This is a genomic window from Dokdonia pacifica (assembly GCF_900188275.1).
Lineage (GTDB): Bacteria > Bacteroidota > Bacteroidia > Flavobacteriales > Flavobacteriaceae > Dokdonia > Dokdonia pacifica.
The window spans coordinates 1-21,688 of the sequence record NZ_FZNY01000012.1 but is presented as its reverse complement, the minus strand read 5'-3'; the positions used below and the strand labels follow the sequence as shown (position 1 = coordinate 21,688).

At 34.6% G+C, this 21,688-nt stretch carries 16 protein-coding genes; 7 read left to right on the top strand and 9 right to left on the bottom strand.

The features are described 5' to 3' along the window. Positions 1-66: 66 nt before the first annotated feature. Positions 67-1,230 (bottom strand): helix-turn-helix domain-containing protein, encoded by a 1,164-nt coding sequence (locus CHB80_RS23005; protein ID WP_089373876.1) that lies wholly within the window; start codon positions 1,228-1,230, stop codon positions 67-69. Positions 1,231-1,463: 233 nt separating this feature from the next. Between CHB80_RS23005 and CHB80_RS23000 the strand changes: the two genes are divergently transcribed. Further along, a complete protein-coding gene (locus CHB80_RS23000; RefSeq protein ID WP_188476235.1) occupies positions 1,464-1,667 on the top strand; it encodes a YgaP family membrane protein in 204 nt (67 codons plus the stop codon). 94 nt (positions 1,668-1,761) lie between these two features. Here CHB80_RS23000 and CHB80_RS22995 read toward each other — a convergent pair whose 3' ends face one another. Both CHB80_RS22995 and CHB80_RS22990 read right to left on the bottom strand, forming a co-directional pair. Then, on the bottom strand, positions 1,762-2,487 hold the full coding sequence (locus CHB80_RS22995) for a LytR/AlgR family response regulator transcription factor (protein WP_089373874.1): 726 nt from the start codon (positions 2,485-2,487) through the stop codon (positions 1,762-1,764). 11 nt (positions 2,488-2,498) lie between these two features. Next, positions 2,499-3,554: a sensor histidine kinase gene (locus CHB80_RS22990; protein WP_089373873.1), complete on the bottom strand. Its 1,056-nt coding sequence runs from the start codon at positions 3,552-3,554 to the stop codon at positions 2,499-2,501. A gap of 213 nt (positions 3,555-3,767) precedes the next feature. Here CHB80_RS22990 and CHB80_RS22985 point away from each other — a divergent pair, with 213 nt between their 5' ends. Then, a complete protein-coding gene (locus CHB80_RS22985) occupies positions 3,768-6,161 on the top strand; it encodes an outer membrane beta-barrel family protein (protein ID WP_089373872.1) in 2,394 nt (797 codons plus the stop codon). Between the two features lie 178 nt (positions 6,162-6,339). Here CHB80_RS22985 and CHB80_RS22980 read toward each other — a convergent pair whose 3' ends face one another. Then, a complete protein-coding gene (locus tag CHB80_RS22980) occupies positions 6,340-7,464 on the bottom strand; it encodes an NAD(P)/FAD-dependent oxidoreductase (protein WP_089373871.1) in 1,125 nt (374 codons plus the stop codon). 9 nt (positions 7,465-7,473) lie between these two features. After that, positions 7,474-9,567: a LodA/GoxA family CTQ-dependent oxidase gene (locus tag CHB80_RS22975; protein ID WP_089373870.1), complete on the bottom strand. Its 2,094-nt coding sequence runs from the start codon at positions 9,565-9,567 to the stop codon at positions 7,474-7,476. Positions 9,568-9,994: 427 nt separating this feature from the next. Between CHB80_RS22975 and CHB80_RS22970 the strand changes: the two genes are divergently transcribed. Both CHB80_RS22970 and CHB80_RS22965 read left to right on the top strand, forming a co-directional pair. Continuing rightward, a complete protein-coding gene (locus CHB80_RS22970) occupies positions 9,995-10,372 on the top strand; it encodes a VOC family protein (protein ID WP_089373869.1) in 378 nt (125 codons plus the stop codon). Positions 10,373-10,698: 326 nt separating this feature from the next. Continuing rightward, complete coding sequence (locus tag CHB80_RS22965; protein ID WP_089373868.1) at positions 10,699-11,391, top strand: helix-turn-helix transcriptional regulator; 693 nt, start codon at positions 10,699-10,701, stop codon at positions 11,389-11,391. A 105-nt stretch (positions 11,392-11,496) separates the two neighbouring features. Here CHB80_RS22965 and CHB80_RS24800 read toward each other — a convergent pair whose 3' ends face one another. Both CHB80_RS24800 and CHB80_RS24895 read right to left on the bottom strand, forming a co-directional pair. Further along, on the bottom strand, positions 11,497-11,670 hold the full coding sequence (locus CHB80_RS24800; protein WP_179218255.1) for a hypothetical protein: 174 nt from the start codon (positions 11,668-11,670) through the stop codon (positions 11,497-11,499). 7 nt (positions 11,671-11,677) lie between these two features. After that, positions 11,678-13,291, bottom strand: coding sequence for an eCIS core domain-containing protein (locus CHB80_RS24895; protein ID WP_218823102.1), 1,614 nt, complete (start codon positions 13,289-13,291; stop codon positions 11,678-11,680). A 198-nt stretch (positions 13,292-13,489) separates the two neighbouring features. Between CHB80_RS24895 and CHB80_RS22950 the strand changes: the two genes are divergently transcribed. Both CHB80_RS22950 and CHB80_RS22945 read left to right on the top strand, forming a co-directional pair. Next, positions 13,490-14,620 carry a helix-turn-helix domain-containing protein gene (locus CHB80_RS22950; RefSeq protein WP_089373866.1) on the top strand — a complete coding sequence of 377 codons (1,131 nt, stop codon included), beginning with the start codon at positions 13,490-13,492 and terminating at the stop codon, positions 14,618-14,620. Between the two features lie 75 nt (positions 14,621-14,695). Next, positions 14,696-15,046: a hypothetical protein gene (locus CHB80_RS22945; RefSeq protein ID WP_089373865.1), complete on the top strand. Its 351-nt coding sequence runs from the start codon at positions 14,696-14,698 to the stop codon at positions 15,044-15,046. 392 nt (positions 15,047-15,438) lie between these two features. On the opposite strand, the gene CHB80_RS22940 is transcribed toward CHB80_RS22945, so the two are convergent. Continuing rightward, on the bottom strand, positions 15,439-16,305 hold the full coding sequence (locus tag CHB80_RS22940; protein WP_089373864.1) for a retropepsin-like aspartic protease: 867 nt from the start codon (positions 16,303-16,305) through the stop codon (positions 15,439-15,441). A gap of 379 nt (positions 16,306-16,684) precedes the next feature. Continuing rightward, a complete protein-coding gene (locus CHB80_RS22935; RefSeq protein WP_089373863.1) occupies positions 16,685-18,280 on the bottom strand; it encodes a peptide chain release factor 3 in 1,596 nt (531 codons plus the stop codon). Between the two features lie 1,060 nt (positions 18,281-19,340). Here CHB80_RS22935 and CHB80_RS22930 point away from each other — a divergent pair. Beyond that, positions 19,341-21,688, top strand: a 2,348-nt coding sequence (locus tag CHB80_RS22930) for an Ig-like domain-containing protein (protein WP_218823101.1), incomplete at its 3' end; no start/stop codon positions are given.

Here is a 21,688-nt window from a genome sequence, read left to right as displayed (position 1 = left end):
ATTGATACACAAATATCCTTTGTTTATAGGTCATGCGCGCTTCAAATCTGGATTTGAGACCTATTTTTATGCTAAAGTTGCAAGAAATTCTTTAGGAGAAAGTGATGTGTGTTTTTTGAATGCTCTATTAAAAGTAGCTTTAGAATTAAAGCCGCATTCTAACGCAATTCCTAATAAGGTCTTTGTTTTTTGAGCATCGTTTTTTAGTTGCTCTTTCACGGCTTCTACTCGGTAATAATTTATAAAATCATTAAAATTCATTTGAAACACACTATTCACCAGAGAAGAGATAAATTTTGTATTGGTCTCTAATTGTGAAGCTATATCTGAGACGGTTAAGGAAGGGTTTTCATAAAGCTTTTCTACCAACATTAAGTCTAGTAGTCGTTGTTTCCAAGTTTCAGTATCTGGAATGGTAATTTCTATTCTTTTCTTTTTTGTATTTTGAATAGATATTTCTGGCACCTCTTCATCTATAGAAGGATTTATAGGAATCATTGCCTTTACCGTATTGGAATACCCGCTCAATGCTATATAATAGTATAATGCCGAAAAACAGAGATAATACCAGAACTTACGTCCAAATTGACCCCATTCAGGATTGATAATAAAGTACAATAGCCTTAACAATAGAATAACTAAAAAAGCAATAAAGAAACGTTGTAGCCATTTAAACAAAATAGAGTCGGCAAAACTTACGGTTTCAAAAGCTATTTTTTTATAGTTTAAATAAAAACGTAAACTTAAAACTAAGTAGAACACCATAGATACTAAGCCTGCAATTTGATACCATAAGTCAAAATCTTTATCTCTACCATCTGCATAAAAATAAGGCTCGTCTACGATAAATACATCTGTGATAAAAACAATAAGGCTATACCCCATATAGACTATAGCGGGAACGAGATGGATATAATCTTTTTTTGAAATTTTAAAGGATGCATTTAATAGACTTTGCGAATAAAAATAGAGTACAGGTCCAATAAGAAATAGCTGTTGAAATGGTATGAAAAATAAGATCTCCCTATAAGGTGATTCAGAGTACCAATTGGCATACCCCAACATAAACGGGGTAATATATAAGGTACATAAGAATGTAAAAAGGCTTAACCACTTACTAGACTTGATATCATTCTGTATGCCTTTTTTAAATAACAAAAAAGAGAATACGATCCCATGAAAAAAGAAAATAAGTAAAATAGAACTCTTAAGTCCAAAGCCAAATAACATAGGTGATTCTTAGGATTGATTGATGAAGCAAATACACGAATGACATATACTATGAGCGTGATTTGCTATTTAAATTCTCCTTAAATATAGTTTTATTAAGTGATTTTTTATAAAATGTCATAAAAAAATGTCAAATATTCAAATTGTAAGATATTTCTATTTTTTTATACGTAAAAACAGTATTTTTGTACTGTTAATGAATTCAGCCCCTTATGTTTAAGCGAAAAAGAAATATGAATACAATGGATCGTGTTGCTCGATTTATTGTAGCGATTGCTCTTCTATCTGTAGTGATTTTTGGACCTCTCTGGAATTTTTTAGGTTTTTGTTTAATTATACTTTCTGGACTTTTTTTAGTTGCTAGTTTTTCTGGTTTCTGTCCTTTTTATAAATCTATAGATGTAGATTTTAATAAATCTGATGAATATTTTAAATAATGTTTTTTTATACGCTCCTGTCTGCCGACTGGCAGGTTCACGATCTCAAGGAGCACAAAATGATAATGCATATTCAGTAATTTATGATGAATGGCTATAAAATCAGCTCCTTAATCTTATCTGCATAACTGCGGCTTACTTTTACTTTCTCATCATTTTTAAGAATTAGCAAATAGCTTTTTCCATACTTAGAGACCTCTTTTATGGCAGGCAAACTCACGATACTGCTACGATGAATGCGTAAAAACTGTTTTGGATTTAACTTTTCTTCCAGTTGGCTAATCCCACGATTGCTTATATATACATCTTTTGTGTCATAAATTTTAGAGTAGTCACCATAAGCTTCTATATGATAGATATCTTCTGTAGCGAGGGTTACATATTTAGATCCTTTCTCCACAATCATACGATCAGGATATTCTGTTTTAGACATGATATGTTGATCAGCTAGCGGAACAATATGTTGAGGTGAACTATCTTTTAGTTTAGAGATTGCCTTATCAAAACGTTCTCTGGTATACGGTTTTAAGAGGTAGTCTACTGCATGTACTTCAAAAGCTTGTAAGGCATATTTGTCATAAGCTGTACTAAAAATAATGGTAGGCAATTCTTGTAGATGTTCTAATACATCAAAACCTGTCAATCCAGGCATTTGGATATCCATAAATACCAAATCAGGTTGAAATTCATTAATGATTTTTATAGCATCTACGCCATTATTAGCTTCGCCTACAAGAATAAGTTCTTTGTGATTTTCTAAATATTCTTTGATAAGCGCACGGCCTGATTTTTCATCATCTACTATGACTACTTTTTTCATTCATTATAGTTTTATAACTCAAATTGCACTTTGAGTCCGCTAGGGAGATTATCGGTTACTTTTAAAGTAGATTGATACATTTTTTGAAGACGCTTTTGAGTATTACTCAAACCAACACCTAACGTAAAGATGGCTTCTTTGTCTTCTACACCAATGCCTGTATCACTTATCTCAAAACACAATTTGTTCTCTTTTTCGTGTATACTAATATCAATACGACCTCCTTTTACAAGCGGAGAAATACCGTGCTTTACCGAATTTTCAACCAAAGGCTGTAAGATCATGGGTGGGATTTTTCGCGAAAGCAAACTATCATCCACATTGATATGTATGGAAAGACGATCTTCAAAACGCTTTTGCTCTAGTTTTAAATATTTATTGACAAACTCTAACTCTTCTGCAAGCGTTACAAAATCTTCACGACTCGCTTTTAATTGATACCTAAAAAGATCAGAAAGCTCTGCAATCATTTCACGAGTTTCTTCCATTTCTTTAGGAACACTCGCATTAATAGTATTAAATACATTGTATAAAAAATGCGGATTTAACTGTGCTTTGATGGCACTTAATTCACTCTTAAGTGCTGAGTTCTTAAGCTCTATTTCATATTGTAACCTACGTTGATTAATAATATAATGCTCATAGGCATGAAAAACGGCAAACTGTATCAAATAGAAAAGCCCTGGAATATATACATCCCAAATCTCTGCATTTCCATCTAAGTGCCAATATCCTAAATACTCGCAAATCCTATAAAACAGCGTTTTAGCAAATAGAATAAAAAATGGAAGCCCTAAAAAATGGAGAAGTAGTCGGTATTTAAGAGGCCATGATCTACATATTCTAAAAATCACAAACCACACAATGGCAGTTGCTACAAACATAAAAGTATATTGTAACCCTTTTGTAAAATACCAATCTCCTATATCCCATAGTGTATCAGCTGGATCATTTTGCCCACCTCTATTAAAATAAAGCGTCATATGATAGCAAAAGGATAGTACAAGATAAACACTTACAACAGCGATTACTTCTGGAATCCGTATATTAATTAAGCCTTTTTTCATAAAATATGTACGATAATTTCTTCAAGAACCCATATGGATAAGAAGATACTCAAAACTACGATGAATTATAGGTTTATAAAATAACTTTCGACGAGTTGCCCTATAGACCGTTCAATGGACTTTTGCCAACTCATCGAGTTATGAGACGCTCTGTCGGTTCTTTATTTAGAGTGGGATCATAGTACTTCATATTTGTGCCAAACAAACACAGATATGAACACTCGAACCCTATTTTTAGTATTATTTTTTATAGTATCCGCTTTCGCGAAAGCGCAAACCTTACAAGGCACTGTAGTGGCAGAATCACAAGAACCTTTACCGTATGTAAATGTGATTATCAATGCCGTAGATGGGACGCTAGTTAAAGCCGCGATCACCAATGAACAAGGTGTTTTTAGGATTGCAGACTTAGCGCCAGATACCTATACACTTGTACTCTCTTTTGTAGGGTATACAACCGTAGAACAAACAATTACCATCACCTCAACACCACGTATACTACCCGCTATTCAATTACCACTTGCTACCGAATCTTTAGAAGAAGTTACCGTAGTTGCACAAAAACCTATCATTCAGGTAGAGCCAGACAAAACAGTGTTTAACGTCGCAGGAACGGTGAGTAGTGCGGGTAATAATGGCATTGAATTATTACGGAAAGCTCCTGGCGTACGTCTGGACAATAACAATAATGTGATTGTAGAAGGTAAAACTGGCGTACTTATCTATATAGACGGAAGACAGAGTTTCTTGCAAGGAGACGATCTTACGGCCTATTTACAGGCTTTGCAAGCAGATACTATAGAAAGTATTGAAATCATCACACAGCCCTCCGCACGTTATGATGCAGCAGGTAATGCGGGAATTATCAATATCCGTTTGAAGAGAGAAAAAGGATTAGGAACCCGTGGAAGCATTTCTAGTACGGTCACTGTAGGAGATTATTTGCGAACTAATAACTCGGTATCCCTAACTAGCCGACTCAAAAAATGGAACCTCTATGGAACTTATTCTAATTACTTAGGACGCTCTACCAGTTTTATTGATCTGTTTAGAATTCAAGGAGATAAAATTTTTGATTCTCAAACCGATTCAGAATTGGACGGATTTTCAAATAACATCCGTTTTGGCGCAGATCATTACTTGACAAAACGTAGTACTATAGGAGGCGTCATTACAGCCAATTTTAATGATACCGAAAGCTTCTCCAATAGTCAAACGCCTATCATTGATAGAAATACAGGAGTTATCGATAGTATTTTACGCGCTCCTAATAGTTCTGAAAATACCACAGTAAATGTAGGAGTTAATTTGAACTATCGTTATCAAGATACTACAGGAACAACTTTTAGTGCAGATGTTGACTATGGCCGTTATACGCGTGACAGATTGAATAATCAACCTAACTTTTATGTTACTCCTTCTGGAGAGATACTTAATGAGAATATTACCCTGCAAGACACGCCTATCACTATTGATATTTATGCTGCCAAAGCAGATTATGAGCAAAAACTAGGCAAAGGCGTTTTTGAAACGGGTGTAAAGGCTTCTAAAGTTCGTACCGATAATATCTTTGATTTCTTTAATATCATTAATGGTACAAACATTCTCAATGTAGAGAGAAGTAATGAGTTTATTTATGATGAAAAGATTTATGCCGCTTACGCGAAATATAACGCAGGCACCGGGAAATGGAAATTTCAAGGAGGTCTCCGCGTAGAGCATACCGATTCTCAAGGAGATCTCATTGCTGCTACCGAAACCAATAACGAGTCTGTAAATCGTACGTATACCGATCTATTTCCATCAGCCGGACTAACCTATGCAGCCAATAGGAATAATTCTTTTGCATTGAATTATAGTAGAAGAATTCAACGTCCGAATTACCAAGATTTGAACCCGTTTGAATATCAGATAGATGAATTAAGCTTTAGACGTGGAAATCCGTTTTTACAACCCCAGTACACCAATAATGTCAAGCTATCGCATACCTATAAGTATACGCTAACTACAAGTTTTAGTTATTCATACGTAAGTGACTTTTTTGCACAGGTAACCGAAGCTATTGGAGACTCTAGAAACTTTTTGAGTACCAGAAATGTAGCCGATCAAGAAGTGTATAACATCAGTGTGTCGTATCCTTTTAAAGTGAATTCTTGGTGGAGTGTCTATGCAAATGTATACGGGTCTTATAACGTATTTACCGCCACCAATGATGCCTTTATTTCTACTTCACAAGAAACCTTTGGGTTTTATGCACAGAATACCATTAGATTACCTAAAGACTTTAAATTAGAAGTAAGCGGATGGTATAGCAGTCCGTCTATATGGGGAGGTACTTATGAAACCGAAAGTATAGGCTCTTTAAATCTTGCCGTACAGAAAACATGGAAACAATGGACAGGTAAAATCACTATAAATGATGTGTTATATACGATTCCTTGGAATGGTACGACACAGTTTGGTGATTTATTTATCGATGGTCGTGGAGGAAGTGACAGCCGAAATGTCAATTTCTATTTACAGTATGCTTTTGGAAACAATGATGTCAAAAAAGCACGCAAACGCAACGGAAGCCTAGAAGATGAAAAAGGAAGAATAGGAGGGTAGAGCCTCTTAACCCTCAAAAGAGGAACTTCACTAAAACTTAATTTAAAACGAAAATTAAAACACTTCCCTCCTAAAAAGGAGGGATTGAGGGAGGTGTTATTTATTATTATATTCCATAAATCCTGTTTCTTTTAATTCTAAGTCTTATTCTAAAATGAAAAACAAAAAGCTTCTTACCTCAGCTAGAGGAGGTGGCTGTATGGAGAGAACGAGATACAGATGGAGGGGAGAGAAATGAATGATACGTTTCCCAAAACACCTCTTCTGGCCAGCGTTGTTCTCGCAGATATAAGGTGTTTTTTGTCTCTAGAGAGGTAGTAAGAATGGCTTGCATATCTTGATGGTAGTTTTTCAAGGTATAGGATGATGTCTTTGTGAATACTTCACTTGCACGATGTGCTGTATAGATAGCATTGGTAATGCCATGAGAGGATAATGGGTCAAATGCCATCGCAGCATCGCCAATAGCGATCCAGTTTTCTCCAGCCATCTGTTGAGGTGCAGATGAATTTGCTTTTCCTCCATGTATACTACTTGGTGCTTCTTTTGCTAGGTATTTCCGTAGATATTTTGTGTCTGCAAGAATCGTTTTCCAATGGGAATAGTTGGTAAGTTGTGAATGTAAGCCTGTATTTTTAGTAGTATACAAGGTCATTACTTGCGTCTCTTTATTTAAGCCAGAGACAATACCCCATCCGCCAGCAAAAGATTCTGTAAGTACCTCATGAATCATATGTTTATGCTTCTTTTTGGGAAGATGACAACTAAAAGCTAATAATTCATCATATAGATTGATAGGAATTTGTAATACGTTTAGTACTATTCGATTTCGTCCAGTAGCATCTACGATATAGTTTCCTTCAATGTGTTGTTTTTTTTTTTTATGAGAGAGGGTAACAGTTACCTTGCTTGTTGTATGGTTTATCGTATCTAATTGGTCGAATGGTAAGATATGACTTGCTACTTTTTCTTTTAATGCTGTTTGAATACCCTGCTTATCTATTTTAAGTCCGTACTTAAAGGGATTGCTTGTAAAGAAGTTTGTAGTCTGTAAAGTTTTGCTTCCCCATACCGAATGATATCCATACGTTTTACGTAGTGCATTTTCTTGAAAGAATGAAAGTAACTCCAGTTCTTCCAATAAAGCCATGGCCGATGGGGGAAGTGTTTCTCCCAAAGCCATGACTTTTTGTTTCTGTACACGATCTAAAACAATATGTGGTATTTGCTTTCTCTGTAAGAGTAGCGAGAGGGTGAGACCAGAAATCCCGCTACCTATAATAATCACATCGGTTTTAATCATATGTCCTACTTATGATTGTTTTCCATTGAAGGCTACATATACAATTTTTGGAAGTCCTTTTACATGAAGTCTTCTCCCTGTAACGACGCCTATATCTTTCCATTTATAGACCATATTAATAAGTCCGTTCATATAACCTCCTTCTGCATGATATCCTATAAAACCTGTATCTGTAGTATGCAACCATGCCAAGCGTGATGCATAAATGTTATGCTTGGTTTCAAGTAAAATAGTCGGGTCAAGAAGTTTGTGATACGCATCTTCTGGTAATACCTGAACAGGTAAATTTGCTGCCCACCAAGAAGGAATAGGATATTGTTTTTCAACAAATACGGCCTGACAGCTTCCTGCATCCGATTGCCATGGGATTCCCATCCATTTGGTTAAATCACCAGGTGTTGTTTTCCATAACCAATGATCGGCTCCTTTTTTCATAGATGCTTTTATATTATCTGAATCCATTTGAAATCCAAAGTCATTATAGAAGATTTCTTTTTGTTCTTCAGGTGAAGCCGTATTGAGACGTATTTCGCGTAAGCCATAAAAACCATAGGTATAATTTTTGTGCTCTGATACCCAAGGATAAATCATCTTATTTTCTGCATACATCAGATTATGACGCATTGGCCATGTAAGCTCTACGCCAGGGTGAAACCCTCCACCGTATAAGGTTTCTAGAACGGCACGTGTCATCAATAAGGGTTTTCTAGCCTCATCTTTTGCTGCTTGCTTAAAGCGTTTACGATAGAATCTCCCCATCTGGTTGATGTTCTTAAAATCAAAACTATCTGGAGTTTCAAATTCTCCGTCTTTCCATTTACGGAGTTCCTCATAAATCATAGGAGGGATGGCAAACCATTGCGCCGGACTTCCTGGGTAATCAATTCCATCTCCAGGGTAGTACGGAAGTTTTAATTCCTCAGTACCGCTCCCTCTATTATTAATATTGGTCATATCCTTACTCGGAATGATCGGTTCATTATCATAATTATAAATAGGATTTCTGAAGAGGTGAAAGATCATTTCACGTATTTCGGTTGCTTCTTTGCGTTCTTCAGGCGTATTTCCTTTATCGTAGATGTATTTAAATTTCTTTTCTTTGGCTAGCTTATCCATCGTTTCTTTAAAAGAAGGCGAAAGGAAATCTCCAAGATTTACCCATTGCATTCTATACAAGCGATACATCATAGGAAATACCAAGCTTAATTCTGGCTCATACGTATCATTTGCAGCACCACATACTAAATCAAACATTGTAGAGATAGGCTGGATTTGAGGTGCATAATCTGGTGGGGCAGAGGCAACCCAAGCAGCACTTTCTGAATCTGTGAGTTGGTATTCTGTTTTGCCATCTTTAGATTTGATAGTTGCTGTAATACGACCATCACAGATATCGTCATACCAATTTGAATTATCTGCAAAATCAGTATTTAAGTCTGATGGATTTAAAGAAGCAGAGATTCCATCTGCTGGGTAAAAAATAAGCGTGCCGTCATCATATTCGGCAGTTCCTAGGTTTACTTGCTTTGCATTGGTATGTAGACTTTTTGCAAGCAAGCTTAAGGCCTTCCCTTTCGTAAAAGGAAACTTGCCTCGAATCTCTTGTCGCTTGTGTGATGCATTTACCGCTACAGCATCTGGGCTATTGACTAGTTCTTTACGATAGTCATAACCTCCTTCTTGACGTATACCTTGATCTAATACATTTGGATTTCTACGTTTTGCTCCTACACCGGGGGCAATGTTTTTTTCGACAAAGTTGGGAGATAAGTTTTGATTATCTGCCACAACCGAAAGATCTAAACTATTATTGAAGTCATACCAAAATGGTTTTTTATTAGCAACTTCTACAGACCAATGAATATCATAATCTTCTTCGCTAATCGCACATATAGGTTTCCCATCATCATCACATTCATAAATATAAAAACGCTGTGCTTGTTTCTTTAAAGCACCATCTTCGGTAATATAGTTTTGTTGGGTGTCGTATAAATTTTCCCAAGGAACTTCTGGACTAAAAATGACTTGGTCTTTTGTAGCAGGACCATTTCCCATTCGAGCGATTCCAATGGAGGGATAAATTCTAAACTTAGGTTGGCTCATGTTTTTGTTTTTAAAATTTGAGTTTCTAAAAATACTGCTGTGTTCTCAATTCTATATGCGTATTTATACTGGTTTCCTGATTGTTAGCTGATTTTGTGTTTCAAGCTTTAGGTTTCAGGTTTCAGGTTTCAGGTTTCAGGTTTCAGGTTTTAAGTTTCAGGTTTTAAGTTTCAGGTTTTAAGTTTCAGGTTTCAGGTTTCAAGCTTTGAGAACATAGGGTGTGGAAAATAGAGAAGAGATCTTAGATAGATTCTTGATTCTTTTAATTCTGAGTCAGCTTTATCGTTTCACTCTCCCTCTGGTCATGAATCTCGCAAGCTCGATTTCGCGAAAGCGTAAAAAAATAGAATTTAAAAACCACCCCTGACATCTTCTGTCAATGACTCAAATATTTTTGCAGTAGTAAAATTTTAAAAACAACTACATCATGAGAAACGCAGTGAATTGGTTTGAAATACCAGTAAGCAATTACGAAAGAGCAAAAAAATTCTATTCAGAAGTAATAGGAGCCGAAATTATTGACCACCATATGGAAGATAAGCATATGAAGTATGGTATTTTCCCGTATGACATGGAAAATAACAAAGTAGGCGGTGCTATTTTGCAAATGGAAGGTATGAATCCATCTACCGATGGGTCTACCATTTATTTGAATGGAGGTGAAGATTTAAGTGTACCACTAAGTAGAGTAGAAGGTGCTGGTGGAAAAATTTTGATGCCTAAAACCGATATTCAAGAAAATGGATTTATTGCTCAGTTTACCGATACAGAGGGAAACCGCGTCGCCCTCCATTCTATGGGGTAATGAGTGATTTTTTGTAGGCTTGATATAAATAACTGTTTTAACTATATAATACTATCATCTTAGTAATAGCAATTATATTCTTCGTTCATTTTCTTTGCTTGTCCAAAGAAAACGAACCAAAAGAAAAGACACTTTTTCTAAGGTATTTTTTCGCTTAAAGCGAAAAACCACCTGAGACTTCCTAAATTTTCTCCAAGGTTTCGAAAATTTTTAACGAAAGCCTCAGGTTATACTGAAGAAAAAGAGATAAAAACGGAATAATTTATATTGGACTTATATTAATATAGCAAACGCCCTGATCAAGCGTTTGCTATCTTTGTAATGTTATGTCACAACTATCTAGACTCATATCGATATTAACCCTGTTGCGCTCCAAACGATTGCTAACAGCAACAGAACTCGCCGATAAATACGGTGTGAGTGTTCGTACTATCTATAGAGATATTCGTAAACTCGAAGAAGCGGGAATTCCTGTCTATACGATTGAAGGTAGGGGGTATAGTCTAGTAGATACTTATACGGTTGCTCCAGTACAGTTTACAGAACAACAAGCCAATGCTTTAATTACAGCACAACACCTCGTAAGTCAATCGAAAGATGCTTCTTTTGTCAATGAATTTAATGAGGCATTGACGAAGATAAAATCAGTTTTTCGTACCTCCATTCAAGAAAAAAGCGAATTACTAAATGACAAAATCTTGGTGTTTAATTGGGAGCGAGAGGAATTTTCTAGTAATGCCTTGTCTGAAATTCAGTTGGCAATTACGCATTTTAAGTATATGGAAATCAATTATCAAAAAGCGGATGACCCCAATATCACTTTTCGAAAAATAGAACCTTGTGCGATGTATTCTGCGTATCACAAATGGATCTTGATTGCATGGTGTCACTTACGTCAAGATATGCGTGCGTTCCGTATAGACCGGATCCAACATTATAAAATCCTTCAAGACACCTTTGAAGATCGTAAGTTTAGTATTCAAGAGTATTTTGCGACTTGTCCTTTTGATGGGAAGTAGGTTGTTGTTTAGAAAATAGAGAAGAGAAAATAGAAAATAGAGATTTGGAATTTCATTTTTGAGTTTTTGTGTGATAAGGCGTCATTCCGAATTTATTTTGGAAGCTCACAATGCAAATAGCAGTGCAACTGGATGAGAACCTGAAACGAGTTCAGGTTGACGATTATTTATTATATTTTTTTGCTTTACCGTTTCATTCTCCCTTTGGTTGTGAATCTCACAGGTTCGCTTTCGCGAAAGCAAAAAATCAAAACGTATTGCTACAATTTTAAATCTCATTCTTTTGTTAATAACCAAAAAGTTTTTGTAAGAGATATAATCCACCACCTACAACAGCAGCTGTCGCAATTGCAGGAACAGCGGCTGTAGCTCCTGTAGCTAACATAACTCCGCCAGCTATTGTTCCTGCAACAGCAGAGCGAGCTATTTGAGAACCGGGGTTAGAAGAAATCATTAAAGAACCCAGTACGCCTAGTAAATAGCCACGTATTTGCCATTTCCCAGATCTAATATTGAGTGAAGCCCTTTTTAACCATTTATGGCTATCTTCCTCTGGTTTTAGAATATTTACTAGATAGTAATCCATGAGCTGTCCAATAGTTTCTGTATTCCAAAATATAGATACAGCACCACCATCATCTGTAGCGGCCAATCGCCCTAAATCAAATAGAAAAGATCGAGTTAAATCTTTTAGAACTGTATCTTTTGCTATTCCTTCTTCTAATTCTTCATTTACTGCATCTCCAGTATTAAGGTATAGTTCTGTATATATACTGGCCCTGGAACTTTTCCCTCCAGAAAGGCTTTTAGCTAGATTCACATGATCACGTTGTCTTGACCTTCTCCAGCTTCTACTGCCAGGAGCTTCAGCGGCATTTGGATATCCTTCAATGGTACCTCCGAGTTGATTATCATGAGGATTGCTTTGATCATGGTATTCGGCAGCAGCATTAGAATCGCCATCAGCGGTCCAACTTCCATTTGGTTGTACTTCTTTCCCCATAAGTTTATCAGCAAACGTATGTACCCCAACCTCATGTATAAACATCCCTATTAAATCTCCCAAAGAAACTCTTTCTAAATACCATTTATTAAACTGTACCCCAATATCTCCAAGTTTTCCGGGATTATTTGTTGTACCTTTTGGGTGGTTCCAAGCAGGTGTCATTTCTCCTTTATTCGTAATTTCTATTATCATAGAATCTTCTGGGAAAACTCCAGCTAGGGCTCTTTGCATAATTGCAATGAGTAGGTCCAATTTATTAATAACGGTTTCTTGGTTTCCTAATTTTTCTCTATAATCACCTTCAGGGTGAACAGCCATTCTTTGTACTGTTTTAGTGACTGTGCTTGTGCTATTTCCTTGATGGCTGTACTCTGTTTTTGGTGAAATACTAACTAATTGCAATGCTTTTGCTCCCATTACATCTGCTTCTTTCTCCAAGCCATCATCATCGTTGATGTTTACTTTTCCCTTCATTTGCACAGTAGGTTTGACAAGTCCTTGTTTTTGTTGTACTACATGCCAGACCTCATGAGGAAGATGTTTTTCTTGTCCTGGTCCTAAATGAATATCAGTGCCTTGTGCGTAGGCGTGTGCTTGTAATTGTGCTGGTTTATCAGAATTTCGATGCACCTTCACATCATCCATAGCAATACCAGAGAGGTTTTCTATTCCTGTTTTTAAGTTATCTGGTAAGCCTGTGTTGTTTTCTTTTTTCTGAATGGATTCTTGTGACGTATACGTATCTGTTGCCTTCTGCAATTTTCGTTGTGCTAGGGTTTCAGGACGGTTATCTTCTAGATACATTCCAGAAGAGCTATTGTCTTTTTTCTGAACAATGGCATTAGCTACGGATTGCCGTTCGGATATTTGTGTTTTATCTGAATAGGTATTCATACCTTCAAATTACTTATAATTAGGAAGATATAATACTTTCTGTAGTGTATAAATTGTTGTTGTCTACGAATTGTCTACGAATCTGTTATTTTTTAATAGTACAATGAACTTAGAATTGGATTTCTGATGAATGCATGATGATGCTTTTGATTCTGAGTTCGCTTTCGCGAAAGCGTATAAAAAGATACCTTTGCTTTTATGCCAAATAGTAGCACTTTATTAACTATTTTATTATTGCTAGGTACCTTGCAAGGAGTCATCACTGTGGTGGTATTGTATCGATTGCGAGTGAATAGGAATGCTAATAGACGACTGGCATGGATTATCCTTTTGATCTCTTTGGCGTGTCTTAATTTGTATTTGTTGAATGCGGTTACGGCATCGAGTCTTTTGTTAGATCTGATACAAGCTATTGTGCCTTTGGTCGTGATTATGCCGGTAGGTCCGTTGATTTATTTTTATATCCGTGCGTTATTGTATCCGGAGGATATTTTGTCTAAGAAAGATAAACGCCATTTTTACACAGTGATATTTGATGTGATGCCACATATGGTATTCCTTGTACTTATTGTGGGTGGTTTTTTTGGATTGATACCAGGTAGTGTTTTAGATACTTTTAGTTATTGGGTAGATGATTATAATACCTATGTTGATATTCCGCGATGGGTATCATTGGTAGTATATTTATGGTTTTCATACCAATTATGGCAAGAGCAACCCAAGCAACAACAAGAAAGCTCACATGGAAACTGGATAAAACGTTTTCTGATGGGATTTACCATATTCGCAGGTATATGGGCATTACATTTGATTCCGTATACAATCCCAAGTGTGTCAGCCTATTTGTTGTCCTATGTGGGTTGGTATCCTGTGTATATTCCGTTAGTAATTTTGGTGTATTGGTTGGGGGTCAATGGTTATATTATTGGGTATAAAACCATCTCTAAATCATCTGTCTCAACTGTAATCTCTCCAGAAGAGATAACAAAAACGGTTACCGCTTTGGAGGAGCTTATGGATAAGAAACAATGGTACCTCAATCCAATACTCAAGTTACAAGATATAGTGCAACACACGGGTATTCCACAAAAAACTATTTCTAGTGTATTGAATCAGCATCTAGGTAAAAGTTTTAATGAGTATGTAAATACCTATCGTGTTACCGAATTTAAAAAACGTATTCTGGACCCTGCTACAGCAAATTTAACCATCACGGGTATTGCATATGATTGCGGATTTAACTCCCAAGCCACTTTTCAGCGAGTTTTTAAAAAAATGACCCAACAATCTCCCAAAGAATTTAAAGAATTACATATAAAAAAAGCCTAATGTTTTATACTGCAATTTTAATTTAGTTACTTTAAAATGATTTTATATATTTGATTTAAAACATATTATATAAATATGGGGTTTTTAACTGGATATAAGATTATCACGATATTATTAAAAATTTACCGCTCAATTAAAGATAAAGAATATTTTACTAAAGCAGTTTTTTTTTTAATTATCGGAATACCATTTTCTGTTAACTTTTATTTTTTCCCAGACACAGCAGAGAACATAAAAATTTATGACGCTTTTACAGATTCTCTGTCAAAAGACATTACTAGTATTATTGGAATGATCTTATTTTTCTTATTATTCAAAATCATTTTACCTATTTTTTATGCTTGTATTCTTATAGGAAGTCTTGGAGGTCTTTTATTATCTCCATATAATTTTATCTTAGGAATTATTGATTTAGATTTTGACTAGTTACTATACTTTTTTGATATCTCTTAATAAATCATCATCATCATTTATACCCTAAAAACTTTAGATATTTTAACTTTTATAGTTAAAAATTGAATATATAAAAGCTCTCTTTACTAATACAGTATAAATTATAAAATGTGTGAATTAATTTCATAAGGGCTTTCATTATAATTAAAATAAAATTTTAATTGTGGTAATAATAGTCAGTTTACCTTAAGTTATTATTTATAGAAATAAAAGTTGCTTTCCATTCTAAACTACATAACCATTTGGTGTACAATTTTTTTAACCTTTAAAAGAGAGTTAGATAGTATAACTTGATATTTGCCTGAATCTTTATATTACAGGCAAACATAGATATGAACTTCTTAATGTTGGATATAAAATGCGAATCAATTTACTTTTATGTAAAGCACTCGCCGTTTAAAATCAAAAATCCAATGAAACTGTTTCATAATATTTCCGCCTAGTATGGCTGTGAAATCGGTAGAAACAGGCGTCAGATTCAAACTAGCTTCCATGTCTTGTAGGATTGTTTTTGCCAACATTACTTTTGGAATGATGACCAAATCAGATTTCATAACAGTACCATCGGTCCCTTCAGATCGCGAGTTTCTTATTTTTTCAAACTGATTTGCAAGCCCTTTTTCAGAAACCATTTTATGGTATACAATGAGATCTCCATTAAAACCTGTATCAATCATTACTGGGAATAGTACTGGAGTTTCTTTTTTGAATATGGTCATATCCATATAAAAGAGATTATTCATAAAATCTAAGGATACCTTTTCATAAGTCTTACGATTTGGAATTGTATTTTTTGAACGGTGTAAGACAATAATTTTAGATTGGTAATCTATTTCCATAATAAAATCTTCAAAGAATGGATACCCTATCACACCATCAAAAGAATAGTGCTCTTCGGGGTATGCAATTCCTATAAGCTCTTCATTTTCTCGTTTAAAAGTGCCAATTTGTATGGTATTTCCTGAGCTTACCCTTTGAGTACTTACGCCATTAGCGCCTGTATTCTCAGTAGATCCATTAAACTTTAAGTTAAGCTTATGGTCTGTTTGTGTAGTGTTTGCAACCATTGCCGAAGCACCCGTGTCAAATATAACATCTAATTCTTGAGACCCATTTACGGTAGCATTTAAGTAGATTCTATTATCGTTTCTTATCGTTATTGGGATAGTGTCTTGTGCTAAGAGCGATAGGTTTAAAAACAACAGATAACAACTTACAATATATATTTTCATGACAAACGTTTGTATGAATGACTCTATTCATAAAGATAACTGTAGATTTTTGTATATCGTATATGGAGTATTACATCTATACAAAATGGGAATCTCTATTTTTTTGCTTTCGCGAAATCGAGCCTGCGAGATTTACGACCATAGGGAGAATGAAAATAGTAAAGCGTATACATACTTCATCTATTTTTTAATAACACTAAAAAAAGAGCCACTATAATAAAAAATTATAGTGGCTGTAATATTTGATAATTAATTCTTATTTACGTTGAAATTTACGCTTCTTTAAAACTGTTTTAAGCAACTTTTAAAAATAAAGAATACAAGAAGACGACTTTTGTATTTTAAATCAATATTGAGCTTTTATATGAGAATTTACTTTTTAGGCTACATCAAATTCACTTACAAAATGCATCTTGACAGATGGGTATTTTTGTTGTGTCATTTGAAGACTAAACGCTGAATCTGCTAAAAAAACAAGTTGGTCTCTTTTGTCTTTTGCCATAAAACGTTGTTTTACACGTAAAAACTCTTTGAACTCTTCACTTTTAGGATCTTCAGGATCTACCCAACACGCTTTATGAACATTAAGCGGTTCGTAGGTACATTTTGCGCCATATTCATGCTCCAATCGATACTGAATTACCTCATATTGTAAGGCTCCTACAGTTCCTATGACTTTACGACCATTGAGTTCTAAGGTGAATAATTGTGCCACACCTTCATCCATTAGTTGATCAATCCCTTTAGCTAACTGCTTGGATTTCATTGGGTCAGCATTGTTGATGTATCTAAAATGTTCTGGTGAAAATGATGGAATTCCTTTGTAATGAATTTCTTCACCAGAAGTAAGCGTATCTCCAATTTTAAAATTACCAGTGTCATGTAATCCCACAATATCTCCAGGATAGGATATATCTACGATTTGTTTTCGCTCAGCAAAAAATGCATTTGGACTAGAGAATTTTAATTTCTTCTTATTACGTACATGTAAATAAGGAGTATTACGTTCAAATACACCAGATACAATTTTTATAAAGGCCAAGCGATCTCTATGTTTTGGATCCATATTGGCATGAATTTTAAATACAAATCCAGAAAAATCTTTTTCATCCGGAAGTACTAGGCGTTCTTCACTTTGCTTAGGACGTGGGGTAGGAGCAATTTCTACAAAACAATCTAGGAGTTCGCGAACTCCAAAACTGTTTAATGCCGATCCAAAGAATACGGGTTGTTGATGTCCATCTAAATAGGCTTCTTTATCAAAAGCAGGATATACCCCTTGTACTAATTCTAGCTCTTCTCTTAAGTTGTCTGCAGCATCACTTCCTACAAGTTTGTCAAGTATATTGTCTTGAATATCTGATACTTCTACGGTTTCTTCTATGTTTTTTCTGCTATCACCACTAAAGAGATTTACATTCTTTTCCCAGATATTATAAATCCCTTTAAAGTCATATCCCATTCCTATAGGAAAACTTAGAGGTGTTACAGATAGATGTAATTTTTGTTCTATTTCATCCAATAGTTCGAATGCATCTTTTCCTTCACGATCTAATTTATTTACAAACACAATCATAGGAATATTACGCATACGGCATACTTCCACAAGTTTTTCTGTTTGTTCCTCAACCCCTTTAGCTACATCAATTACAACAATTACACTATCTACTGCGGTAAGCGTTCTAAAAGTATCTTCTGCAAAATCCTTATGTCCAGGAGTATCTAAGATGTTAATTTTAGTTCCTTGATATTCAAATGCTAACACTGATGTGGCAACAGAAATACCACGTTGACGCTCTATCTCCATAAAGTCACTCGTAGCTCCTTTTTTTATCTTATTAGATTTTACAGCACCTGCTTCTTGGATTGCCCCTCCAAACAGTAATAATTTTTCTGTCAATGTAGTTTTACCTGCATCTGGATGCGATACAATACCGAAGGTTCTTCTTCTTGCAATCTCTTCTTTTACACTCATGAATGATAGATAATTTTAAAGATGCAAATATAATTAAACAAACCACTATATTAAGGTAAGAGGAGTTGCTTAAAATTAATAATTAATGTATGAATTGATTTTATGACCAACTTAAAATCATATACTATATATGAGTAAAGAAATACTATATTCTGTATTAATTCTTGTTTTTTAGAGTTTCATGCATAAAAAAAAGGCTTCTATTCCTTTTTAATGTTTATCTCAAAAATTTTGGTGTTGATTTGTGACCATTAATAGTACCACAACCCTATTTTATAAACCCAAATCATACAATTATGAGTATACAAACTTCTAAAAAAGTAGCATTAACAACAGTATTTATTTCTCTAGAGTATTCCTTACAGGTATTTAAATAAAAAGGAGTCTGTTAAGTAAAAAGATATAGATCATTTAGAAACTTTTTATCTATAAATTCTATCAAGTGATTTATTAACCATAATAACTTTAAGTGACTGAATAACTATCTATTATGGATAAATGTCGTAATTTTTTGAAATTTTCTTTTTTTTGGGTATACGCTTTCGCGAAAGCGTATAAAAAACTACTGAAACTATTGAATTTACTAGTATTTAAGCAATATCGCAAAATTCTCAAACATTATTTTTGGGGGGTACTTATACGTGTGTCTGAATTCCGTAATAATACCTACGGGAATACCATAATTTGTGTAGTTCATCGATGATTTGTACACAAAGGTCTAAAAACTAAAATAATACATTTTAAGTTGATATTAATCAGATATATTTGGGTCACCCAACTTGAGTATTAATAGAAAAAAACAATTTATATAAGTATAAATGTAATTATTATGGTAGCGTATAGAAATAGACATATTCATCTATTTGCTCATGGGGAAACTTCAATTATTACTGCATATCTAAAAGATGCAAGTATTATTCTTAAATCTAACGATTAGATAAGAATAAAAGACCCTCTGAACAAATTAACATAAAATTGCAACAATATTGATGCAGGTATCTATAATAGAGAACTGTGTCGTAATTTTTGATTACACTCATTAATGAAAAATATAAGTAATATGAATTATAACTACTTAAAAGTCTTAAAATCGCAAATTTTAGCACTAAGTGTTATGATCCTGTTTGTGGCTTCAGCGAATGCCCAAACAATCACCGTGACTGGAACACAAAATAATGCTGCTATAGATCAGGTGACATTAGAAGTGAATGGAAGTACTATTGTCCAAAATAATTCTTTTGGTAATAGTAATCCTACTCCTAATAATGCATCTGTTACTATAGATAACATTAGATTAGAAAACGGGGACCAGATTTTTGTTACAAATACAATGCCTGCTATTTCTAATCCCAATCCTTTAATTGGATCTAATTCAATTCCTTCTAATAGTGTAGGTGTTGTTCGAGCAAATCAAACACAGCCTATACCACATACGAATGCTAATTATTTATCTGAATTAGAGAGTGTTGTAGGGAATACAGATTTACGATCTTATTGGACTATAGAGTCAGGTTCAATACCTACTGGTGAGCGATTTGTTGATATGGTTTATACAAATCAAATTCCAAGGAATGGCTATTTATTGGTGAGTGAACGGAATGGAAATTCAGGAATTGATTTTGTACCTCTTGATGTTAATGGAAATGTCATCTCTGGTGCAACCCAAGTTCAAGTAAGAGGTTTTGACTGGGATACAGGCGTCAATCATCAAACGAATATACCTAATCAAACACAATCTTTAGTTGCTTTCAGTGCTGCTCTATTCAATACGAGTCAGCAAATTTTTGGTTTTAGAGTTATTAGTGTTAATGAGCCAGATGGAAAATTATTATTCTTTGTAAGCTCTATTTCTGCAGGACCTGATAATGCAGGTATTATTGATGGGAATACAGGACAAAATAATGTGATTAATGTTTTAGATAATGACCAACTTAACGGAGAATTTCTAAATCCTAATGATGTTACATTAACACTTGTACAGCCAGAACCTAATGGGTTTATAACATTGAATTCTGATGGTACTGTAGATGTAGCTCCCGATACTCCGACAGGAAAATACCAATTTATATATGAAATTTGTGATGGCACAGGAGCTTGTGATCAAGCTGTAGTGACAGTAGATGTTATAAATGCAGTAGCATCTGCGAGAGATTGTACCTGTAGCCCATTTGTAGAAAATGGGAATTTTAGTAATCCAACATTAGAATCTGGTTCAGATTTACAAGTAGGGGCGGTGTATCGTTTCTCAAATGTCTTTCCTAATATAGATGCATTAGTTGAGGTAGAAGAGTTTACAAACGGTGCGTCTTTATTACAAATAGATGTTGCTGGTTTTGGAATAGGTAGTGCTTTCCAACCACAAATAAACAGTACTAATAATGGTGATCAGAGTGTACTCTTTGATATTAAGTTTGTAACTTCTGGAGGAACTGCTGCTGATCAAATATTACTTTCATTTTTTGGTACACCATTGGATATAGATGGAAATGATGAAAATGCCAGAGAATATGCTGAGTTATCACTTCCTGATGCATATTATGTATCAAGTACAACGCTCTTAGATGTTAGCAATGATGCTGCATTTGTACGTGGAGAAGCACAATCAGATAGTAATGCTCCAGATGATGGAAACGGGATATCTACAGATCCTAGATATACCTTTAGTAATTATTATGAAAATTATTCAAATTTAAAATATAGAGTAGGAAAATTAGATGATGATTCTGATCGTTTCTATTCTTTCAATTTAACAAATGCAACGTATGTAGATCCAGTATCTATATTTATCACTACACCAGTAATTTGTGGTAATGTAAGTGATGAAGAAGGAAATCCTTTAGCAAATGTGCAGGTTGTAGTAGACGGAGATGACGGTACATCAACAACGGTTATTACTGATGCAGATGGAAATTATAGAGCGTTAACTGAAATAGACGATATCAATGCTGTTGTAGACTATGAGATAAGAGAAACTGACTTAACGGGTTACATCTCAATTTCTGATGCAGATGGTGCAAATGATAATTTAATAAGTAGAACAATTAATGTTCAATCTAGTTGTGATAATGATTTTGTAGACGGATTTGAACTTATTATTTCTGCAGAAGGACAAACAGATGTTCTTTGTAATGGAGAGGCAACAGGTTCTTTAGAGGTTTCTGCTACAGGAGGTGTGGCGCCATATCAATTTAGCATTAATGGAGGTTCAAATCAATCAAGTGGTATATTTAATAACTTATTAGCTGGTGTATATACAGTTACAGTTACTGATGCTCTTGGAAGAACAGAGGATATAACAATAACAATCACGGAACCAGATAATGCATTAAGTGTAAACATTACAAGAGTTGATGCAACAACTGCTCAAGGATGTTTAAATGGAGAAGCGACTGCAACCGTAACAGGAGG